Consider the following 22,628-nt stretch of genomic DNA (forward strand, 5'->3'; position numbering starts at 1 on the left):
CGACCTGCGGAAGCGCTGAGTATCGAGCCTGGAGCGTCATAGCCTGGCGTATCGGGCTCGTACTCCTGCTCGGCTCCTGTGTTGGGCGCTGCGTCTTGACAGCCAGGCCTTCTCTCTTACATGCCACGTTAGCCAACCGGCCGAGATCCCCTTGCCTTTACCAAGCAGCCCTTGCCGGCTGCCTCCCGCTGTACGAGCCACACCACGGCAGATGAGATCGCTACGGCACCTGATGTTCAGTAGTGTCGCCGAGCTGGCGGCCTGCAGGGATCGTATGGAGTGTCAAACACGAGCGAGGCCTTCTTCGTCTTCCTCAGAGAACAGTGTCATCTGCTCGCCATTCGTGGGCTCCTGCGCAAGCCCGGGTGCCTCGATCTGGTCTGGATCGGTCTCATCGTCATCCTCGGATACGGTCGGGAGTACGTATTCTTGGGCGAGGCCTGCCAAGTGGAGCGGCAGTGGTAGCGACAATGCGTCCATATAGTCGGGTGCCTGGCGGAGCTGATGCATCGCGAGGGCAAAGGCTTCGGGGTTGTCGTCTGGATGGCACCCGGCGATGGTGATTTCAACGAGGGTCGGATTCCAAGCAGGTTTATCGACATCGGTGATCGTGTTGCCTTTGCTGGGGCCGCGAGTCACGGTGCGGGGCGCGAGCCGGTCGGCTGCAACTGCCGAGGCTTTGAACTGGCTGGCCTTCTCGGTCGTGCTGTAGAACACGCGCGGGGCTGGCGAAGTGTCGTCTTGCGGTACCCATAGGCCTGACGGCAGCCCGTTTGCACTGTTTGCGGCCCCAATGCCCCACCACTGGGCGGCTTCCCGGCCGTTGCCGCCGCGAATCCGCACCAACCGCAGATTGTGCTGTAGCCCGGACGGGGGTGCTGAGCCGGTACGGATGAGATCACGGACTAGTGTGCCGTCCTGAAGCCATGACCAGTGCTGTCTGCTGTTCTGTGAGTGGGTGATCAGGACAGTCGGTGAGCCGTACAGGCTGGCGGTCAGGCGTTGGACGAATTCCTGGGTATCGCGGCGTTGTTCGTGCAGATTGCGGTGCCAGGCGCGGGAGGAGACGTACCGAGTCGGATCGTTGTCGTCTGGTTCCGCATCGTTGGTGAGGGTGGCTTGCTCTACGAGTCCGAGAAGGAAGTGTGGGTAGGGCTCCCAGGTGAAGGTTGTGTCGTCCCAGCCTTCTACCTTTGCGTGACCAGGTGCACCGGGGATCGGAGTAACGAGCACGGCCACGGCTACGTGCAGCGGCAAACGAGTTGGTCCGTCCTTGCGGCGCTTGACCATCCAGAGTGCGGCATAGCGCAGCCCAGCAGGCAGCCCCTCGCCGAGCGTATGCTCGGGCAGCACACGCACGCCGAGCTGGCGCAACCCGTCCAGCCATGCCGACCGCACTCGATGATCGACATTGCCGGCATTCCTGATCCCAGGCGCCGTCGACGGGACAGCGACGAATTGGGTGAGGACCCCGGCGTCGGCGCATCCGAGTCGGAGGGAGAACTTGGGGTCGGTGTCGGCTGGGCGGAAGTTCGCGCGGTGATCGATTTCGACGAGCGCGAGAGTGGGCTGGCCCCGGTGCGCCCCGTCCCGCGTGAGGAATTCGGCAACCATCTGTCTGCGGTGTGCGATGGCGTCTCCGAGGACCGCGGCGCGGGAGTGCTTGCCGCGGGCCAGTGACAGCCCAACTCCGAGCCCGCCTGTCAGCGGCAGGCACCGTAGCCGCACGTCGAGCTCGGGAGTGTGCCAGTGGATGATGGCCGGGGAACCCGGTGTGGCACTGTGGAATTCGTCATCGCTGGGAATATCGGTTGCTGCACCGAGACCAAGGGCATCGGCGAGCTCGGTGACAGCCGCATCGCGGACGGTGACCGTTTGCCACAGCAGTCGGCAATCGAGAACTGGCGTGGCCGCTTCGGGGAGCGCTCGGGTGGCAGCGGCAAGAGCGACCCGTCGTGCGCGGGTAGCGCATTCCTGAGCTGCATCCTTTTCGACACCGGTCGCGGTGGATCGGGGATTGTCCGGCTTGTTGGTTCCTGCGGTGCTGCGTTGCAACGGCGCCGATTGGGTAAGGCAGCGCGGCAAGGCCTGCTCGATCCACTGCATGATTTGGGAGCGCTGGTTGGACATCAGACCGGTGCCGATCTCGTGCTCGCCCATGTGATTGCTGTGCACTACGGCCGCTCGGAGTCCGGCTTCGTCGCCGAGCCAGTCCTCGGGTGCGCGAAGCAGATCGGAAGGCTCGGGAAAAGACTGGCGCAGCGTGAGCCTGCGCAGCAGGCCGGTCGGACCGTTCTCGACCCATGCGATCTCGCGCGTGCGGCGATCGAACGCCAGTTTGGCGACGGCGAATCGGTCGCTATCGGGCGCTCCGGGCAGCCACGGGATCGGCGGGCGGAGATATACCGACGTCGCACGGCCGTGCGGCAGGAAGACCGAACCGGTTGTCTTCCGGGGATGCGTCGCCCAACGTCGGACGCCGGTATGGACGTGTATACGGGGCCGCGGGTCGAAAGGGGTGGTATGTAGCGTGATGTTGATGGTGATCGAAAACCACCAGCGGCGCCCTCTGATCTCACGGGGGATGGGTTGCGACATCAGTTCGGCGCCGCTCTGTCGAGAGCTCCTGGCAACGGCGCGGAACCGGAGTTTGCCGGCACCGAAGTCGTAGGGTTCCAATGCGGCGATGCGTCGTGCCAAGGCATCTGGCGTTAGTTGATAGAGGCGTCCGGCAGGGGCTGCCGTGCCGCCCTCTGTGATCGGGCAGTCGAGGAGGTCCACGACGAACTCGTCCCAGTCGATCGGCTCGGTTTCCAGCTCGGCCAGTGCGTCTCGCAGCACGGCGCGATATTCCGCAGTCGATGTCACATCGGTAGGGCCGATATCATGCAGCCAGGCACCGAGCAGTTGGGACAAGGTACGGCCAGGCAAGGGGTCCGTGGTCGTCTCGGGTACGTACATCCAGTAGTCGGGATCGCTCTGGCGCCGTGGCCGGACGACGAGATCTGGGGCGAGACATTGAAGTACGCTGTCGAGCCGACCGGTGGGCAACGTCGGGAGTCGCTCGCGGTCAGGGGAGCGCCCGTAGTTCCGCAGGCGGAGCAGGTTTTCGCGGGCGCGGTCGGGAAACGGCAGTGCCCGGTATCGGATGGTCCAGGGTTCGGCATTGTTCGCGGGGACGTAGGCGGCCCGGCTGATGGATCGGTAGGTGAGTCCCACGGTCTTCTTTCGATTCAGGGAAGGGGGTCCGGCCGCGTATCGAGGTCCATTTTTCGCAAGGCGTTGTACAGCGGTGCGTACAGTGTTTGGACAAGTGCGGACTCAGCCGGGTCGGTGACGGCGATCGAAGCGAAATACGGCGCCAGAACGTCGCGAAGACGCACGAGCAGACCAACGTCGGGTTCACGGCTGGTCGTCGGCACAGGTTCGCCCGGTGCGCTTTTCCATGCTGCTGCCGGCGCGAATGCGGCGTCGACGAACACCACCCGGGCTGGGACACCGCCGCGCACAAGTCGGCCGATGACTTGCCAGATACTGACCAGTTGGTCCCAGGCGAACGATTCCTGTTCGAGCGGACCCAGACGGGAGTAGATATAGCGTCTTGTGAGCAGGCGGCGCCATTCGCCACGGGCGATCCGACGGAACGCACGTCCCGCCTGCCCGAGATCCGCTGCCTGCGTGACGAGTTCGGAAAAGGTGCCGTACTTCGGGTGGGGGATCAGATCGCGGGTGAACCGGGACACCCAGTCGTTAATGGCGAACACCGCAAGCGAGAGGTCGTCGGGCCGGGGGTGTGGTCGAACCAGAAAAAAGACCGTTCCGAACGCAGCCACCCGCTCACCGCTGGGAGTACGCGCGGGACTGAGAATGTTGTGACCGCGCTCGATGGCCATCAAAGGTGCGATCAGGATCTCGGCCGATTCGTCGTCAGCGAAGGATGCGAGATCGCCACGGCGAACGGTCGAAGTACGGCGGTGGCCGAGATCGCCGTCGTCGACGTCCGCGTCGTCGCGTGTGAGGACCCGGATCTGTCCCCGCCAGCGAGGGAATTGGTTGAGGACCTCGAAGGCGATCGATGCGTCCGAGTAACTTCCGACCAGCAGCAGCGCCCGGCGCCTTCGTTCGTCGCCGATCATTGCCAGCTCTTCTTGGATCGGGCTGTTGTCACCGTTGCCGGGTGTCCGGCCGAGTTGGCTGACCAGCTGTCGCAATACATCGGTGCGGACACTTTGGTCCTGCCCGGACAGTGTGATCGGCCGGTTGTCCTTGTCGTAGAGGAATTTCGTGCGGAAGGTGGTGGATTGCACCGCGGCCACTGCTTTTGGGTGTGGTTTTAGTACCGCTTGCACCGGTGCGAGGACGTGTGCGCGGGTGGAGGTTCCGGCCCAACTGGTCGCAGACATGAGCAATACGTGCGGCCCTGGCCTGCCCGCCGCGGGGTCGGCGCCCAGGTCCGGCAGCGCATGCAGCAGCTCCCTGCCAACACCGGCGCATCGGAAGAAGCGCAGTGTTCCCGTGCAGTGCCCGGCGCGGCTATGGGTGAGGTCCGGGTCGTCGGGCAGGTACTGGAAACCGAGGACATTGCCCATCGGGGCCTCGGGGACGATCGGGGCGTAATCCAGGGGCGGGCGCCGGGCGAGTTCGTTGTCGGCGTTGTCCAGGTGGAGGGCCGATTCAACGTGTGGCCACAGGTAGGTGATCCGGCTCAGCCGTTGATGCAAGACCGCCAGCTGCAGGGTGAATTCCAGACGGCGCGAAGTCCGTTCGAGCCAGGCCTCGCTGCCACGGATGTCGGCCGGGTCGGGCTTGCGTCGCCGCCGAGTCGACGAGTTCGACTGCTCCGCAGCTACCTGGCGATCGCCAGAAAGCATCGGACTGGACTCGGAAGCGGGATCGAGTCCGGGTGCCCCACGGAGCAACTTTTCGAGCAGGGAACGAACTCTGATCCGCGTACGGGCTTCGTCCTGGGTGTGCAGCAGATCCTGGGTGGTGCGAACGAGACGATCTGCGTCCGCATTGCGTGAACCTCGGTCGCCCAGCGGATCGTCGCGGAAGGCGTCCATCTGAGCGGTGACTTCTGCACGCCGTTGCGCCCACATGGTTGTCTGCCCACGGGAGCGGTCGGCTCGAGGTGCCGGTGCATCCTCGGTGTCGAAGACGTCCTCTTCGCGTTCCACTAGATCATCGGTTGATCCCGCGTTGCCGGGAAACCAGTCCTCTAGCAGCTTCTCCTGCAGGGTCCAGGCGCTGAAATAGTCGATCTCCACCCAGGACCGAAGCTCGTAGTCGTCGATGAGCAGTGCATAGAGCCGGTTGGTGGTAGCACTGACGACGTCGAGAGCCGCTGTCCACCGCTCGACGTCGCGTTCGGCGAGTTGGATTCTGCCCTTGCGGGCGAGCTCGGCAATCTTGTGGGTGCCGAGGCGATCCAGCCAGGATTCTGGCCCCCTGGTGACCAGGGTCGAGGCCGGGGCGAAGGTATCGTCGAGGTGCATCTGGACCCGGTCGGCCTCGTCGACGATGACGATATCGCTGCGCAGGCACGCTAGTTCCAGGTGCCGCAACCGTTCCGGGTTGAGATGACGGGGGACAGCGCTCTGTACGAGGCTGGCCGGGTTCGCCACCCAGATGTCGGCGTCGACCATGTCATGTGCGGACCGGTGCCGCGGACACCGACTCCACATCGGGCAGCCGTGGGGTTGGCCGAGGCGATCATCTTCGGTATCCGGTGGGACGGCTTCAGTCTCTCGGTACCGCCCCGGAAGCGAGGAGGGATCCGGGGTCGACTTCGGCGGCGACGGGTACAACGTCGTGCATGGCGCGTCGGAGTAGCGCAACGGATTCGCCGCTTCGAGACCACGTTGCGCGTCCAGGGCACACACGGTGCTCAGGTAGGCGAAGCCGTGATCCTCGTGCAGCAGCAGTGGCCGCCCGGTGCGGGATGCGATGCGTCGGTGCAGGCGTTGGGCGTGGCGTTCGCGGGTGCTGGTTCCCAGTACGGGAGCCGCTGAGAGTTTCAGCGCCACAAAGGTTTCGGTTAGTGCGAGCTGTTCAGCGACATCACCGACCACCAGTGTGGTGCGCATGCCCTGCCGCGCTGCCCAGGCCGCGATCAACGTCATCAGTGTGCTTTTGCCCGCGCCGACCATGCCGACCAAATGGGTCAACCGGTCGAGCCGGAGCTCAGTGGCCTGCTCGAAACCGGTCCCGTCTGCGGTCCTCGTATCGAGTTCGAGTTCTTCAAAGCGACGAGCCCAGCTACGGGTCGGGATGTTGGCTGCTGTTTCGGCCGTATCCATCCACGTCGCCGTCGCTGCAAGTTCCGCCAGGGGGATACTGAGCGGTCCGGGCTGGCGGGCATAGGTGAGGTCGTGTCCGGGTCTCGGCTCGAACACGAGTTCGTCAGGAATGGTGACCGATGTACGGAACCGTCGCTCGACGATGAACCGGGCACTTCCGGCAGGTGCCGGTGGCAGAGCCGACCGGTCGAAAGACGGAAGGGACTGGAGTGCACGGTCGTAAATCTCGAAACGGTCGCGGGCCAAGAAGGGCTCGACGCGGCGTGCCGGTTCGTCGTTGTCGTGTAAGCGATATCCCCGAATCCGATCCGGGAGGGATCGGTAGGTATCGAGGCTCTGCTGCCACATTCGGTTGCGCCGCAACGTCCACAGCAGGTGGCGGGCGTTGGTTACCAGCTGCTGCTCCTGCTGCCTGGTCACCAGGCCTGCGGCGGCGCCGAACGGGTAGCCGCCGAGCAAGGGCCACACGCTTGACGCGGGCGCGGCCGGATCCAGGCGCTCCAGTAGCCGCAACCCGAGTTCGACTTGGCACAATAGGGCCGGTCGCACCTCGCTGAACTCTTCTGGCCACGGTCGCAGTGCGTCCGTGACGGAGCTGTACCAGCTCGCGCGGTCACGCATCGCCTTCTCCCTTGCTTGGTTGGCCGTCGATTTCTGCGGAATCAGTTCGGGCGAACCTGCGTAGCCGCGCCGACACAGCGGCGACGAGCGCTCGGTCGGTTAGCAGTTCGAGGTTTTTAGCCGGTGTTGCGCGATTGCGCGCGAAAATGCCGAGATAGTCCGGCCTGGTGTCGACCCGGAACTGGGGCACCACCCAGAATGCTTTGTCGTAGGGCGGCTCTGTCGGGACCGGACGTGCAGCCTTCCCGAGCAACCCCGGGTGCGCCCAGTCCTTGACGTCAATTGCCCAGACGTGGTTATCCGGGAAGGTGATCCGGATGTCGTAGGCATCGTAGCCAGGCCACATCTCGACCTGAAGACCCCGCATCGACTTCAATCGGCGTTCCAACTCGATTTCAGCAAGCCCGGGGCCTGTGACGAAGTGACGCAACGGCCGCACCAAATGAAGCAGCTCACCCACCTCGTCGACAACCAATTCTCTACCCAGCGGCGCCGGTCCACGGCTTCGGCACTGATCACGTTCGCACCACCAGCCGCCGTCGAGCGTGGGTGTGAGGAGAGTTCCGCACCGGCCGCAGGTCGCGAACTTTCCATCGCGAAGGTACCCAGCCGACGCCGGAATGTATGCCCGCGCCAGTAGTTCGCGCACCGGCTCGAGATAGAGGTCGGTGGCGATCTCTAGATCCATCTCGCTGGTCAGCACCGGTTTGGTGACAAGCAGGCGGCGAAATGCGCTGTAGGACTCTGGCGACGAGGCCTCCTGGCATCGTTTCATGGCTGAACGGATGATCACCCGGTCGAATTCTGCGGCTGCGCTGTCACGTCCCTCGACCCACCATTCGTGACACAACTGGGTCGGTTCCCCGGAGTCTTCGTCGATCAGTCGGTCATCAGGACCGAACGCATCTTCGGGCAGGTCGAGCGGCCAGTCCTCGAGCGGCCGTGTCCGGCACCACAGCAGTAGATCAGGCAAACTCGACGGCGGCTCGGCGCCCAGTGTCAGGCAAGCCAGCACGGTGCCGTTGAGCGCCCGGGCGGCTTCGGCGTCGTAGGGCACCGACAACGCCTGCGGACCGGACGCATCGGCCAGCCGGATGACCGCGGTGGCGATGGTGCGCAACAGTTCGATGTCGCTGCCGTCACGGCGGTCGGTGGGCACGTTGTTCATCGGACTCCCGCCGTGGTCGTGTCGTCCTTCGATCGGTTCAGGTGATTGCGGCCGACGTCGCACCAGCGGCGGACCTCGCAGCTGTGACAATGTCGTCCGGGCCGCGGCGCAAAGGTGCTGTCGCCGAGCAGCGGAGCAGCCAAGCTGGCGATGATCGTGCGTGCCTCGTCGACGACCTTCGGCTGTGACGGGTCCAGAGTCTCGAGATTGCAGCGATCGGGCGTCAGCAATTCGAGCTCCACACGTGAACGGCGGGGAGCACCGTTCAATGCACCGGCGGCCAAGATCAGCGTGGCCATTGCGAGCTGCGGGTAGGTGCGCATCAACGGGTCGCGATCCCACAGCGGGGACTTCGAGGTTTTGGTCTCGCGCCAGACCCAACCCCCACCATCGGTGTAGAGCAGATCTGGGGTCGCGATCACGACGACATCCAGGTTCTCGTCGTAGGCGGTGACTTGGCGTTGAACCTGGAAGTCCGTGAACGATTCTCCGCGGCCGACGGGACATAGCACCTGGTGTCGAGCGAGCATCGCGGCTCCGTCAAGCGCGTCCTGCCCGGTCAGCTGGTGTCCTTCGGCAGACCAGTCAGCTGGGTCCGCGGGCAGCGCTTCGCCACGGCAGCCATCGGGTGAAGGTTCCCGGTGACGTTCATTCAGCCAGCCGTCGACCGCGCGGCCGCGGTGCGCCGCCGACGATTCGACGTGGTCAGCGCGGAGCTTGAGCTGCCTGGTCAGGTGGTAGCGGGTTGGACATTCGGCGTGCACGCGCAGGTCCCAGACCGACAGGCTCCGTCGCGGTCCCGACGCATCTCGGCCGGCGCCCCACAACCCGGGCGTGCGCGGAAGGGCGCTGCACTGGACTATGGCTTTGCACTTGACACAGCTTGCACCGGGCGCGGGACTTCCACCGGCGACTGCGCGCGCGAAAGTTGGTGCAGCATGGGTTCTGTAGGCGTCGCGGACTGTGTCCTGACCGCCATCGAAGAGCGGCTCGGTTCGTCCGTTCAGGCTGCCGAAGCCGATGATCCGAACCGTCTCAGGTATCGGCGAGCGGTTGTCGAGTTCGTCGTATGGTGTCCACCACTTCGGCAGGGAGCACTCGATACCGTGCGCGACAACCGATGCGGCTGCGGCGATCTCGGCATCTGGCCGGTCTTCGCGGACGGAACCGATGGACGGTAGCCACAATTCGCGTACGCGACCGTCAGGCGAGGCGTATCGGCGTCCCCATGCCGTGCGCTCGAATCGTCGAATCCCGCGTTCGTCTGGTCTGCCATTGATGTCGCCGAAACAGGCGACCCAGTCCGCGCTGACAGGTACGAGGTCGCCTCCTGAACCGTCGATAGCGCCGTGGCGCTCACGCCGTGCCGCGACGTACCGGTCCAGCACCTCCTCTGTCCAGGAGAGCAAACCGGGATGGGCGGGCGGCCCGGTATCTTCGAATCGTCCTTCGGTACGCCGCAATTCGGCGATAGTATTGTTCAACGTGCTCGGCCCGAACTCGAGATGGTCCAGTGCGTTCATCAAAGGGGCGAAGACGAAGTCGATGAAAGCCGGGGTGGTGCGGCTTCGGCGTGTACTGGCTTGCATCTGTGGCCGCACGCGAATTGCGACATGTACCGGGCAATCGTGTGGTGCTTCGCGGGCGATCACGCTGCTGACCCGGACGAGCCCGATCGACCCTTTGGTTCCCGGCGGTCGAATCCATGTGCCCACAGTGCCTCCCGGACTGAGTCGTGGTTTCGAACGCCCGTACGGTCGCCCGGTTGCCGAGGACCACGATGGCATGCACTGTGAACATAGTCAATACCTGATTTGCTGATAGAGTGCTTCACGTCGACGGTGTTGTGCCGTCTCGATCGGGAAGGGTTCAGTGCCGAAAGTGGTTGTGGTGCCGCGGCTCTCGGATGGCAAGCCGAAAGGTTTCGGGAGGTGAACGAGCGGGAGATACGCCGTGGTGCGCTGGTCGGAGATCGGTTTCGGCTGGAATTGCCGATCGGCAAGGGCGGAGTTGCTGAGGTTTGGCGTGCATCCGACGTGGAGTCGGATCACGTTGTCGCGGTGAAATTCCTACGCCCCTCCGAGGAGATCGTCGACGCGGTGGACACGCAATGGCGTGACGATGAACTCGACGTTGTCTACGCACGATTCGAGCGCGAGGCCAAGCTCCTGGCGGCGATGCATCATCGGGCGATCCCGGAACTCGTGCATCACGGAAGCTTCCGTGGCACTCCGTATCTGGTCATGCAGTTCATCGATGGTTGCTCGCTGCACGACTACCTCGGCCGGTGGCGTCCGCTGCCGATGGGGTACGCAGTCGCGATCGCGGCCGAAGTGGCTGCGGCGCTCGACTCGGCTCACCAGAAACCGGTTGTGCATCGGGATCTGAAGCCCCAGAACATCGTTATCTCCCAGGATGGACGGGTGTTCCTCCTGGACTTCGGCATCGCACTGCCGCTGACTTCCGGTACGACCCGCTACACCGTGCAGGGTGGCACCCTCGGCAGTCCGGGTTATCAGGCGCCTGAGCAGATCCGGGGAGATCCGGTCGAGCCGCGCACCGACAGCTACCCGCTCGGTTGCATCGTGTTCGAGATGATCACAGGGCGGACGCCCTTTCTCGCCCGCGACAGCCAGGGCCTGGCGGGCCAGCATCTCGATTGCGCACCCCCATCGCTCACGGAGTACGTGCCGCACGTGCCGGTCGAACTCGACGACCTGGTGCATCGGATGCTGGCGAAGCAGCCGGACCAGCGACCCGATATGGGGGAAATCCGCGAGGTGCTGGCCCCGCTCCTGCCCACGCCGGGGTCGGCACCGGTACCCGCGCCCCGTCCGAATCCGGACCCCACTCTGCCCTTCCGCTTTCCGATCGGTGGCTCCGCTGTTTCGGGCACGGCGGCTACGTTCCGACCAAGAGCTGTGAGCTCATGGTTGAAGCGGAGCGAGGTTCGCAAAGTGTGTGACGCCGCAGAGCAGGAAATCGCGATCGGAGATCCCGGACCTGCGCTGGAATCGTTGGCCGATCTGGCCGAGGCCATACGGAAGGAATGGGGGCCGCGGCGGGAAGAAGCACGCCGTGCCCGGTTCCTGGCGGCAGAAGGCCTTCGCATCCTCGGTGAGTGCGGGCGGGCATGGCAGTTGTACCTGCAGATCGCGGACGATCTAGTTGGCAGCGCCACCGTCGGGGACGGGATCACCGTTGCGATCTGTCGGCTGAGGGCTGCGGAATGCGGCCTGGCCTTCGGGGAAGGCGGCCCGGCGTTGCGCCTGATCGCTGAGCTGAACCCGACGATTGTCGCGTTGCCCGCTGTGGAAGCACGCGAGGTGCGGGCGGTGTGGTTGGAATTGGTTACCTACCTGCGCGAGCTGCGTTACGGATCGCAAGTCGACGATGTGCTGCGGGAGCTCGGGATTCACTGATCGCGCAGTCCGGCGGCCAGCCGGTCACTCATCTCGGCGATCAGGGAGGTACCGAGTCCGGCTAAGTTATCCAGAGACCGCTCGAAGTCGGCGACACGGCGGCAGATCGCACCATAACGCCGTTGTTCTCCGATGGAAAGTTGCAGAACACGGAGCTTTCGTACGTCGATCCGAGCTGAGCTCGACGTATGCGTACCAGCTTGTCGCCCGTTCGACGGTGCACGCAGACACCCTGCGAGGAACCACGGGTCGAGTACCTCCGGATCGACGCGCAGCACGTATAGCTGCGGTCCCAGCACCGTCGGTTCCCCTTCTTCGACCCAGGCGGAGAAGGCGCGGGTCACTCCCGCCACCACTACGTCGTGCGGCTCCGTCACTACTAGCTGGGCTGATCGTGCATCGTGACCGGCAATCCAGCGCGAGGGGACGCCGCTGGCCATCAGATCGGGCACCGTCAATACCGGAAAATCTGCCTTGCCTCGGGCCCCGATCCGCACAGCATCAAGGTCAAATGCCTGCCCGGTGTGCAAGTCGAGAACACCGGCCCGGATCAGCTCGCCGATCGTCGTAGTCCCGACCATGGACGACGGATGCCAATCTATGGACGACAGGGCTCGTCGTGAGTCTTCCAGACCTGACAGCATCTCGGCGACCTCCGACCAGGACGCTGTAATCGTATGCGACAGAGTACTACTGGGTGGTGAAGGAATATGGCGGGCCGGTGTCAGGTCGACATCGTCCGACATGAGGTCGGCCGCGGAGACGGTTCGACAAGCGACACCGCCCTCTGCCGAGTCAGGCAGACGTGGCCAGTTGGTGATGCCGGCGACGATGGAGGTCGTCAACGTAGCCCAGTCGCCGCTATTGACCGGACGTGTTGTCGTCGTCGCGTCAACGAGGTGTACCTGATGGTGGCCGTTGGCGACAGAGTCCGGCTGTCGTAGCACCCACACATGGAGCGCCACACTGTGGGGTGGTGCTATACCGGCAGGTAACGCGACCACGGCATGCAGCGCCCCCGATCGGATCAGGGAACCTCGGATGTGACGTCCGGTCTTACGTGAGGCGACAGATGGTGGCATGACGACCACCGCAGTGCCGCCGGGTGCGAGCCGTGAGAGAACGTGCTGCACCCAGGCCAGCTCCGACTCACCGCGCGGTGGCAGCCCGAATCGCCACTTCGGATCGGTTGCGAGGACGTCGTGCCCCCAGTCGCGGGTACCGAAGGGCGGATAGCACAGCACTAGATCGGCAAAGAGTTGCTGGTGTGGGTCTCTGAGAAGGCTGTCACCGGCGGCGATATCTATGACAAGGTTCCCGACGGCGGTCAATTCGGTTGTGAGCCTGGCTGCTGCGACTGCTGCGAGCACGGGGTCGATGTCAGTTCCGGCCAGACGCGGGCCGGAGGTGCTCAGAGCTGCGCCGGCGGTCGCGAGTAGGGTGCCCGAGCCGCAAGCCGGATCCAGAACGGTCCAGTTCGTAGGTGCCTTCTCTGTCCGGCACTCGAGGGCGAGGGTCGTGATCAGCTCGGCGAAGGGACGCGGTGTCGTGGTGATCTGCCGGACGTGGACGTCGAGCCAGCGGCCGAGAAGGTAGTCGAAGGTCTCGCCGGGGGACTGTTCGGAATCTGCTGCCGACATCGCTTGCAGGACAAGTGGTTCAGCATCGGGCCCAAGCTCGAAATCGGGCACCGATGCCATGCGGATGCTCGGGTTCGAGCGGCGTAATGCCATCGCCGCGATGGTAAGACCCGCTTGACCGCGATCGCCCAGACTGTCCAGATAGGGCCACAAGCGTTCGACTTCGCCGATATCGTCCAGCTTGCCCTGCTGGCGCAGCCACCTCTCGACCTCCACTAGGGAGAATTGGGGACTGACGTCGGATCCGCCGATTGGCGTGGGAAACGACGCGTGGCGGCGTCGCCAATTGCTGACAGCTGCTCGCCCGACACCAGCCAGCCGGGCTATTTCCGCCAGCGTGACAGGAACCGCATTCGGCTGCCGCACTACATCCTCCGGATCGGGTAAGGGCCTGCGGCCCGGTTCGGCGGAGAAGAGACCATGTGGCCATAGATCCCCACATCTGGCGAAGTCTAGCCATTGACTTTGTTCACAGTCTATTCAGGCGTGTTTGTTGAGGAGATTGCAGGCTCGCCTGCGTCTGCAAGGTCGTGGTCGAGGGCCGGTGGACCGGTCACACTCGCCGCGAGGGAAGACGTCGTGACGCTCGGCGCCATCCCTCGACGGACGGAGTTCTACGACCTCGGGGTCAACATCGTGGTGAAGGTCTCCTCACAAGCGCCCGTGGTGACATCCGATCGCAAGTATTTTCATCAGCTGCCCGGCGACGGAAATCCGTAGCGGGCGAGGGCCGGGATTTCGGCGTTGGCCGTCCGACATCTGGCCACTTGCACCGCGTTCTGCTAGCAGCCTTCGGTGTTCGAAGGATGTCACCGTCCCGCATCCCAGGTCCACTCCGGCAGGGCTTCGAGCCGTTCTGCCTGGTCGTCAGAAATTGCGCGTTTGATCTTTCGTCGGCGTTGAGTGAGGACCCAACCGCCGAGCCGGAAGCCTGTCTGGTCGACATACTTTTGTGGGACAAGGGCGTGGCCGTGTTGCTCGACGTAGGCGAGGAGGCGGACGAAGCTTGTTTCCCACTGGTGAGCGTGGGGGTCCCATGCCCAGCCGGTGACGGCTTCGAGGCGTTCTGCTCTGTCGGTAGTGAGAGCACCTTTAGAGAATCTCGCCCGCTGCGTTGCCACCCAGGTGCCGAGGCGGAAACCTGTCTGGTCGATATACGACTGAGGTACGCGCGCGTGACCATGCTCCGCTGTATAGGTGAGGAGGCTGGTGAGGCTCGCACCCCATCTATCGTCGAGTGCCATCCAACTCCACTGAGGTACGGCTTTCTCGATACGACTCACCCGGTCAGAGGAGAGGGTGCCGCGGGAACGGGCTGCACGTTGGTTGGATGCCCAATATCCGAGTCGGTAGCCATCAACGACGAGATCCCTGGGTACGAGGGCATGGCCATGCTGTTCGACGAAGGTGAGTAGTCTGACGAACCCTTCTTCCCAACTGTCAGCGTTGGGATCCCAGCTCCAGCACTCAAGAGCATTGAGCCGTTCGAGTCGATCACTCGTGAGGTTGCCGCTGGATTGGCTGTCGCGCTGCCTCTTGCACCATTCTCCGAGTCGGTGACCGTCAACTTCGTAGTCCCGGGGCACGCGCGCGTGGCCATTCTTCTCGACATACGCGAGGAGGCGAGTGAATTCCTGTTCCCACCTATCGGTGTGGGGTTGCCAGCTCCAATCAGGCGCAGCTTGTTCGATCTTTGTCGCCCGCTCAGGATCCAGGGCGCTTTTGGCGTATCGACTACGTTGCGTTGCCACCCAGGACCCGAGGTGGAAGCCGGTCTCATCGACATGGTTTTGCGGGACGAGGGCGTGGCCGTACTGGGCGGCGAAATCGGTGAGGTGGGCGAGACCTGTCTCCCATTGGTCATTGAGTGTGTCCCAGCTCCATCCCAGCAAGTCCTCGAGCCGCTTTACTTGGTGATCGGCGATGCGCCCCTTTGCGTACCTGCTACGTTGAGTGAGAACCCATTGCCCCAGCCGGAACGTGCCGACGCTCCAGTCCGCTGGTACGCGGGCGTGGCCGTGCTGCTCGACAAAGCCAGCGAGCCGGGCGAACCCGCTTTCCCACTGGTCACCGACTGGATTCCACGTCCAGTCGGGCAACGCGGTCAACCGAAACTGTCGGGCGGCAGTTAGTGTTCCCGTCGTTTGCGCACGGCGCTGTACTCCGACCCATTGACCGAGCCTGAAGCTGTCGACCGACTTGAACGCATCCGGCACGCGGGCATGGCCGTTCTCCTCGACAAAGGTAATGAGCTGCGCGAAACCCGCCTCCCACTGGTCTGCGACCAGATCCCAGCTCCAGCCGCGCAGGGCTTCCAACCGTTGTTGCCGGTCGGCGTCGAGACCTCCGTTGGTTTTCGCGCGGCGCTGAACTTTGCACCACTGCCCGAGGCGGTGGCCTGTCGGGTCAACATACGATACGGGCACGCGGGCGTGTCCGTGGTGCTCGACAAAGGCAGCCAGCTGCGCGTGGCCCGCCTCCCATTGGACATCGAGTTGATTCCAGCACCAGCCGGGCAATGCCTCCAGCCGCCGTTGCTGCTCGGCATCCATGGCGCCTTTGGCATATCGACTGCGCTGGGTTCCAACCCAGCTCCCGAGATTGGAGCCTGATTGGTCAGCATACGATTTGAGGACGCGGGCATGGCCGTGTTCCTGGACATAGGCGGTCAGCCGCGCGAAGCTTGTCTCCCACTGATCCGCGATCGGATCCCAAGACCACAACGGAAGAGCTTGAAGCCGCTGCACTCGGTCACGCGCAAGGGTTCTTTTGCTGAAGCTTGCCCGCTGTATCCCGACCCATTGACCCAACCGATGTCCGTCGATGACGAACGACTTCGGAACGCGAGCGTGCCCATTCTCCTGGGAATACGCTTCGAGTACAAGGAAGTTCTGCTCCCACTGATCGGCGTGGGGATCCCAGGCCCAGCCCGGCATGCCTTCCAACCGTTCGATCTTGTCTGCTGACAAAGCGGCGGCGGCGTACTTATCGCGTTGCTTGGCGACCCAGTTGCCGAGGCGGAGGTCCTGTTCGGAGTGATTCTTCGGGACGCGAGTGTGCCCGTGCTTCTCGGCGTATGCCACGAGCATGGCGAACCACTCCTCCCAAGGGTCGACCACGGTCCAGCCGGAGAGAGCTTGGAGCCGTTCGGCCCTTCCTGCAGCGAGGGTTCCCTTGGCGAGTTGGTGCCGCTGATTACTGAGCCAACTTCCGAGCCGATGGCCATCGACCGTGTAAGCCTGTGGGACGCGCGCATTCCCATGCTCCTCGACATAGGCCACGAGCAAACCGAAGAACTTGTCCCATTGATCCGCATCAGGGCTCCAAGACCAACCCGGCAACGCTTGGAGTCGTTCGATTCGAGCTGGGGCGAGCGCGGACGTGGCGTACCTGCTGCGCTGGATTTGGGCCCAACCACCAAGTCGGCATCCGTCGAGGGTGTAATCCTTCGGAACACGGGCGTGCCCGTGCTCGTCGACGTAGGTCACCATGTGCCGGAAGCTCGCTTCCCACCGGTCAGAACGAGGATCCCACGACCATTCTGGCAGGGTTTCGAGTCGCGCCTCCCGATCGGGTTGGCTCCGGCCTTCGGCGTGACTAGCGCGTTGGATCGTCACCCAAGATCCGAGTCGGTATCCATCCACTCTGAAGGACTGCGGCACCCGAGCATGGCCGTGCCCGTCGACATAGGCGACCAGTCGGGCAAAGCCCTCCTCCCACTGCGCGGTGAGGGCATCCCAGACCCAGCCGGGGACGGCATCGAGCTGTTGTTTGCGTGCGGAATCCAGGCGACCGCGGGCATGTTTGTGTCGCTGGCCGGCGACCCAGGAGCCGATGGCAAAGCCATCGATCTTGTGGTTCGCCGGAACGAGCGCGTGTCCCTCCTGGTCGATGAATCGTTCGAGCAGACCGACCCAGAACTCCCATGTGGCGGTTGTTTGTTCGACGAGACGTACGTCGAACGCGTCCACAAAATCGTGGCCAACAGTCGCGGGTAGATCGAGCACGATCTTGCCGGGAAGCCGCACGGCGCTGTTGCCACTTCGGCCGAGTTTGTGTCGGAGTTGATCGAGGGTTTCGCCGAGAGTGTCGTCGTGGGAGCGGAGTGCTTGGATAACGTCCCAGACTGGTTTGAAGCTGGAGTCGTTGAGGGCGGTTTCCGGGCTGAGGCCGGTGTCAACGAACACTGGAATGACGATGGTGCCGATGGTCTTGTCGGTGGCGAGTCGGATTGCGCGCCCGACTGCCTGCACGATGTCGACCTCAGATCGCCGGGGATCGATGAACGCGACACCGTCGAGGGCCGGAACATCGATACCTTCAGTGAGGCAGCGTGCGTTCGCCAGCAGTGCCCGGTCGCAGTCGTGAAGGCTGGCCACGTGTTGAAGCAGAGCATGGCGCTTGCCAGTAGACATCGTGCCAGAGGCGTGCTCAGCCCATAGCCTTCCCTGCGGTCGCTGGTCCGAAGGCATCCAGTCGACCACCGTAGGCAGCTCGGCCGCGAACTCTCGCGCTCGACTGACTCGGGAGTGGAAGCTGATCGTTCGGCGCAAGTCGTAGCGGTGCATCGCCTTCGCTAGACCGATTTGGCCGGCCAAGGTGCGGGCATCAGTGACCTCGTTCCCGTTGGTCGTCACGAGGCGGCCCTGTTCGGCCCAGTCACGGTAGGTCGCGTCGTCGACACCCACGATGACAACTCGATAGTCGGTCAACATCTCGTTTGCAATGGCCTCGGCAAACCCGAGTCTGTGGAAAACCGGCCCGAACGCGGAATGATCATCCATGGAAGCGATTTCGAAGTCGGCTTCCGTTGCTTCCTTGACGACGCTGCCGGTGAAGAAGCGCGGAGTGGCAGTCATGAACAACCGGCGGCGCGTTTCGATGAACCCGGCATTGAGGATCGCGCCGAACTCCGAGGAAGTCCGTCCAGCACAGCGATGGGCTTCATCAGCGATAACAAGGTCGAAGGCTGGCACACCTTCGAGGTCGAACGCGGTCGATATCTGCGCCGACGACTGGTAGGTGGCGAAGACGACCCGACGCCCCGAACCACTTAGGAACTCTGCGATCTCTGCGGGGGAGGTCGTGACTGGGAACCCGAGGTCACTGGTCGTTGCCGCGGTTGAGTCCCGGTCGACGACCGTTGGATCCGAGCACACGGGCAGGAATTCGAACCCCGTCGAGCTGTTGGCGGTCCACTCGCGAAGTGTTTGCGCCAGCAACGCCAGCGAGGGCACCAGTACCAGTGTGCGCTCGGCTCCGAGTTCGTCGTTGATGAACAGACCGGTGAGGGTCTTGCCCGTGCCGCATGCCATGATCAACTGGCCAAGGGCACTTCCGCTCTGGAAGCCCTTCAACACCGCGTCGATTGCTGACCGTTGATGTGGGCGCGGCTGCTTGCGCACCAACGGCCGACCGTGCAGATGTGATGGAGATGTCGGCCAGTCGACTTGCGATGCCTCCAGGTCTCCTCGGAGCAGGACGGCGGATTGCTTCTCCTGGGCTTCGAGCGTGCGTTTGGCGGTGCTACCGATCTTGTTGGTTGTCGTAATGAGCAGCCGGAACGAGAAGATCGAGCGGGCAGACTCGGAGATGAACGTGTCTATATCGTGTTTGGTGATCGAGGTGGTTGTGGCATATGCCTTGGCTTGGATCGCCCACAACTTGCCTTGGCGGTCTTTGGCGACCAGATCGATCCCAGCGTCGCTTCCCCACTTGTCCGGCCAGTCGTCCCATAGCCAAACCTGCTGGATCTCATGGGCGTATGCGGGGTCATGGGTCAGGAACCATTGGCAGATCCGTTCGAACTGAGTACCTCTGTGGGCGCTACTGTTGGGGTCCAGTTGATCCAAAAGCTCGGTCAGTGATGACACGTGGTGGTTTCTTTCCTTTGAGAGCCCAAGTAGCAGCAGGCGACGATTCCCCTCCGTGGGAGGCTAACGCCGGGGTCTGACACGTTTCGTCGTCGTCTTTCCAGCGCCAAATAGCGTCAGCAGTATGGATTCGGTCCGTGCCAGACCCTCGCCACCGCATGTTCACGGTCGCGATGGGCCCGTGTCGCGGTACGTTCCGGGTGCCGCGTGCAGAACTGAAAGGCACCCACCGACCTCTCCACACCGGTCGCGGCCATTATCTTGGCTACTGTGTTGGCCGAGATTTGCTTGCCCTGGTCTCGGAGTTCGCCGGTGACCTGCGGTGACCAAGAGGTGTCGGGGGAGTCGCAGCGAACGGTGGGAGTTGTTGTCGCCCTGCGGTTCAGGTACCCGTGGTGGCCTGGCTTAGATGCATTGAGCAGTCGCTACTGCCGAGACGGCGTTTCGGCTGTAAAACATGGTCGCGCAGTGGCTGCGACTACCGTGGATAGATTGCGGCCATGCTGCGCTGGGTCATGTCTGTGTCTTGTGTGATTCGGCAACAGGCTGCTCGAAGTGCTTGCGCAGTGGGCGTGTAACGGTGTCGGTGCTGTGGCGACAGTATCTGCAGCGCGTGGTCTGTCAGTGATGTTCGATCTGGAGATAGAGGGGAGTTCGGTGGCACGGCGCAGGGGGTTATTGGCTGAACTGCAACACCAAAATCGGCTGGCGCAACAGCGCCAGGTTCAACAGCAGCGCGCGGCGATGCGCGCCCACAACTCGGCCGCGCGGGAGGCGGAGCGGTTCGCTCGTGAGCGACAACGTGCTTCCGCTGCATTTCAACGTGCGTCAGCCGCCGACCGTGTGGCCGCGGAACGCGCTGCGAAGGCCGCCCATGTCGCCGCCCGTGAGGCCGAGGTTGTAGAGAAGAACGCGCACCTGAACGCGACCTACGATGAGATCGACAGCTTGCTCGCGGCAACCCTCGAGGTCGATGACTGGGTCGACCTGGAGTCACTACGCGAATCGCCGGGTGAGATCGCCTTCGACCGGCCCGAACTGCTCACCCCATCGCCGACACCCGGCTACCACGATCTACCGGATCGCCCGATCTTCGTGGCACCACCGCCCCCGACAGGTATCTCCGGCGCCCTGGGTGGGAACCGCAAATATGCCGCTCAGGTAGAAGCAGCACAGCGAGAATTCGCAAGCATTACTCAGCGCTGGCAGCATGCTCTCGGTCAGACCTTCGAACTCAACGCGCAGATCCGTACGCGCTGGCAGGAGACAGAATCCGCTCGCCTTGTCGCGTTGGCCGAGGCTCGCCGACAACACGAGCAAACTGTCGCGCAACGTCACCGAGAGGTCTCCGAGTCGAACGATCGCCTGGACAGTGTGATCTTAGGACTGCGACAACAGGACCCTGCTGCGATGGACGAATACGTCGGTATCGTCTTGGCGAACTCGGTCTACCCGGAAGCCTTCGAGGTATCCCATGAACATTCCTTCGACGCCGAGAACCGAGAACTCCGCATCACGGTCCTGGCACCCCATCCCGATACCTTCCCGACTACGAAAGCATTCCGCTACAACAAAGCCAACGACGAAATCTCCGCGAGCCCGCTCCCGGCGGCAGAGTGCAAGCGCCGCTACACATCCGCGGTCGCCCGGCTCGCATTGCGCACAGCACACGAGGTGTTCGAAGCCGATCGTGAGGAGATCATCGACAGCATTGCACTGACGGTCGCCGTCGACGCGATCGATAGCGCTACCGGACACGACACCCGAGTCGACCTCGTCAGGTTGGCAACCGATCGTGCGGATTTCTTGCCGATCGACCTGTCTCGCGTGGAACCTGCTGACACCCTGGCGCATCTGGCCGGCGCCATGTCTAAGAATCCATACGGGCTGGCGCCCTTGGCAAACCACGGAGTACGCGGATGAGCGACCCACAAGAACAGATCATCGGACTGCGGAAAATGCTGGTCGTCAAGGAACGAGAATCCGCCGAACTGCAGGACAAAGTCCAGGAGCTTACCGCGCAGCTCAACACTCGCCCCGTCCTCGTGCCCCCTGCACAGCAACCGTTGAGCGATCCGAGGGTCATCACGGTCGACGACGCGCTGGTTCTCCAAGAAGTAGGAATCTACGAGTACCACCACCCGCTGGAAAATGCTGACAGTTACAAGCAGGTCTTGACCGACCTCCGGCTGGCTATCCGCGAAGCGGTCAAGACCAGTGTTGCCGTCGTAGTCGCCAATAAATTCAGCTTCAACAACTCCCTCGCAGAAGGGCGACGACTGACCTCGGACCTGTCGAAGCTGATGCTGCGTGCCTATAACGCTGAGGCCGAGAACTGCGTCCGTACCATCCGCGCCGGCAATCTCGACACAGCCAAACGACGCCTGGACAAAGCAGCAACGGACATCGAAAAGCTCGGCGCTGCAATACAAATGCATGTATCGCCCGCCTACCACGCGTTGCGGACCAAGGAACTCGAACTCACCGCCGACTACATGATCAAGGTTCAGGAAGAACGCGAAGTCGCGCGCGAGGAACGCGAACGTCTGCGCGAGGAACGCAAAGTCGAACAAGAACTCGCCGCCGAACGCGAGCGACTCGACAAGGAACACGCCCACTACCGCTCAGTCCTGCAACGCCTCACAGAGGCGGGGCAAGACACGCGCGAGATAGAGGACCAGTTGTCCCGCATCGCCGATGCCATCGCCCAAAACGATTTCCGCGCCGCAAATATCCGCGCCGGATACGTCTACGTGATCTCCAACATCGGCGCCTTCGGGCCCAACGTCGTCAAGATCGGGCTGACACGTCGACTCGAACCCCTCGACCGAGTCCGCGAACTCGGCGGCGCTTCGGTTCCGTTCCCCTTCGACGTACACGCTGTGTATTTCTCCGACGACGCGGTAACGCTCGAGAACGAACTGCACAAAGAATTCGGACCCAAGCGACTCAACCACGCCAACCTCAGGCGCGAATTCTTCTTCGCAACGCCCGAGGAAGTCCGACGAGTACTCGCCAAAAAGATCGGCAACCTCCTCGACTACAACGACTCCCCCGAGGCGACACAATACTTCCAGTCAAAGCCGTCCTGGCCTGACAATCACCGATGACGACCGACTTAGCGCGCCGAACGACATCGCAACCGCTCGGCACGCGGGATTCGGCGTTGCCGACTGGAGCCGGACACGATCTTGCAGGCGATCCGCGCGACCATGGGGTCGATTAGATGCAACGGGTTCGGAGTCCCGCGTCTGACAGCTGCAGATCGTGGAATTCACCTCGCAGGGTAGTCACCGCGAACCCTGTATCAGCGGCGATCCTGGGCCACGGTCACGAGCAGATGCATCAGAGATATCGACGACAGTCTGCGTGAAGGATGCAGAGGATTCGGTGATTGCGAGGGTGACTGTGCTTCTGCTGCACTTGATTCGCACACCGTGGGCTGCTTGGGGGGTTGGCGGGCAACGGGTTCGACGCTTCTCGCGGTCTGGTAGTCGCCGCGCCGCCCATCCCGGAGAAGGCAGCACCAAACCAGCCCGCATCCTGACGCGGCCGCCTTCCGTGGAGAGGCGGACGAGCATCCGTGTTGGCCAACGTCTCTTGAG

General features: G+C 63.4%; 10 protein-coding genes. 4 read left to right on the top strand and 6 right to left on the bottom strand.

The features are described from left to right. Positions 1–282: 282 nt before the first annotated feature. The 4 genes from ACFULV_RS16650 to ACFULV_RS16665 are packed head-to-tail and all read right to left on the bottom strand — an operon-like array spanning position 283 to position 9,803. Positions 283–3,219 (bottom strand): pPIWI_RE module domain-containing protein, encoded by a 2,937-nt coding sequence (locus ACFULV_RS16650; RefSeq protein WP_378657421.1) that lies wholly within the window; start codon positions 3,217–3,219, stop codon positions 283–285. A gap of 14 nt (positions 3,220–3,233) precedes the next feature. Then, a complete protein-coding gene (locus tag ACFULV_RS16655) occupies positions 3,234–6,920 on the bottom strand; it encodes a hypothetical protein (protein WP_378657424.1) in 3,687 nt (1,228 codons plus the stop codon). Next, positions 6,913–8,088 carry a hypothetical protein gene (locus tag ACFULV_RS16660; RefSeq protein WP_378657427.1) on the bottom strand — a complete coding sequence of 392 codons (1,176 nt, stop codon included), beginning with the start codon at positions 8,086–8,088 and terminating at the stop codon, positions 6,913–6,915. The genes ACFULV_RS16655 and ACFULV_RS16660 overlap by 8 nt, the downstream gene beginning before the upstream one ends. After that, positions 8,085–9,803, bottom strand: coding sequence for a PD-(D/E)XK nuclease family protein (locus tag ACFULV_RS16665; protein ID WP_378657430.1), 1,719 nt, complete (start codon positions 9,801–9,803; stop codon positions 8,085–8,087). Before ACFULV_RS16665 ends, ACFULV_RS16660 begins: the two co-directional genes overlap by 4 nt. Positions 9,804–10,019: 216 nt before the next feature. On the opposite strand from ACFULV_RS16665, the gene ACFULV_RS16670 reads away from it, so the two are divergent. Beyond that, positions 10,020–11,510 carry a serine/threonine-protein kinase gene (locus tag ACFULV_RS16670; protein ID WP_378657433.1) on the top strand — a complete coding sequence of 497 codons (1,491 nt, stop codon included), beginning with the start codon at positions 10,020–10,022 and terminating at the stop codon, positions 11,508–11,510. Here the strand turns inward: ACFULV_RS16670 and ACFULV_RS16675 are convergent. After that, positions 11,504–13,516 (bottom strand): N-6 DNA methylase, encoded by a 2,013-nt coding sequence (locus tag ACFULV_RS16675; protein ID WP_378657436.1) that lies wholly within the window; start codon positions 13,514–13,516, stop codon positions 11,504–11,506. The two genes, ACFULV_RS16670 and ACFULV_RS16675, sit on opposite strands and share 7 nt — an antisense overlap. A gap of 213 nt (positions 13,517–13,729) precedes the next feature. Here ACFULV_RS16675 and ACFULV_RS16680 point away from each other — a divergent pair, with 213 nt between their 5' ends. Beyond that, entirely contained in the window at positions 13,730–13,870 is a 141-nt protein-coding gene (locus ACFULV_RS16680; RefSeq protein ID WP_378657439.1) for a hypothetical protein, read from the top strand. 89 nt (positions 13,871–13,959) lie between these two features. Here the strand turns inward: ACFULV_RS16680 and ACFULV_RS16685 are convergent, their stop codons facing one another. After that, the gene (locus tag ACFULV_RS16685) at positions 13,960–19,023 is read right to left on the bottom strand and encodes a Helicase associated domain protein (protein WP_378657442.1); all 5,064 of its coding nucleotides are present in this window, start codon (positions 19,021–19,023) and stop codon (positions 13,960–13,962) included. Positions 19,024–19,650: 627 nt separating this feature from the next. On the opposite strand from ACFULV_RS16685, the gene ACFULV_RS16690 reads away from it, so the two are divergent. Continuing rightward, positions 19,651–20,946, top strand: coding sequence for a hypothetical protein (locus ACFULV_RS16690; protein ID WP_378657445.1), 1,296 nt, complete (start codon positions 19,651–19,653; stop codon positions 20,944–20,946). Then, positions 20,943–22,133 carry a DUF4041 domain-containing protein gene (locus ACFULV_RS16695; RefSeq protein WP_378657448.1) on the top strand — a complete coding sequence of 397 codons (1,191 nt, stop codon included), beginning with the start codon at positions 20,943–20,945 and terminating at the stop codon, positions 22,131–22,133. The genes ACFULV_RS16690 and ACFULV_RS16695 overlap by 4 nt, the downstream gene beginning before the upstream one ends. Positions 22,134–22,628 lie beyond the last annotated feature (495 nt).

The organism is Nocardia sp. NPDC057272, from assembly GCF_042668615.1.
GTDB lineage: Bacteria > Actinomycetota > Actinomycetes > Mycobacteriales > Mycobacteriaceae > Nocardia.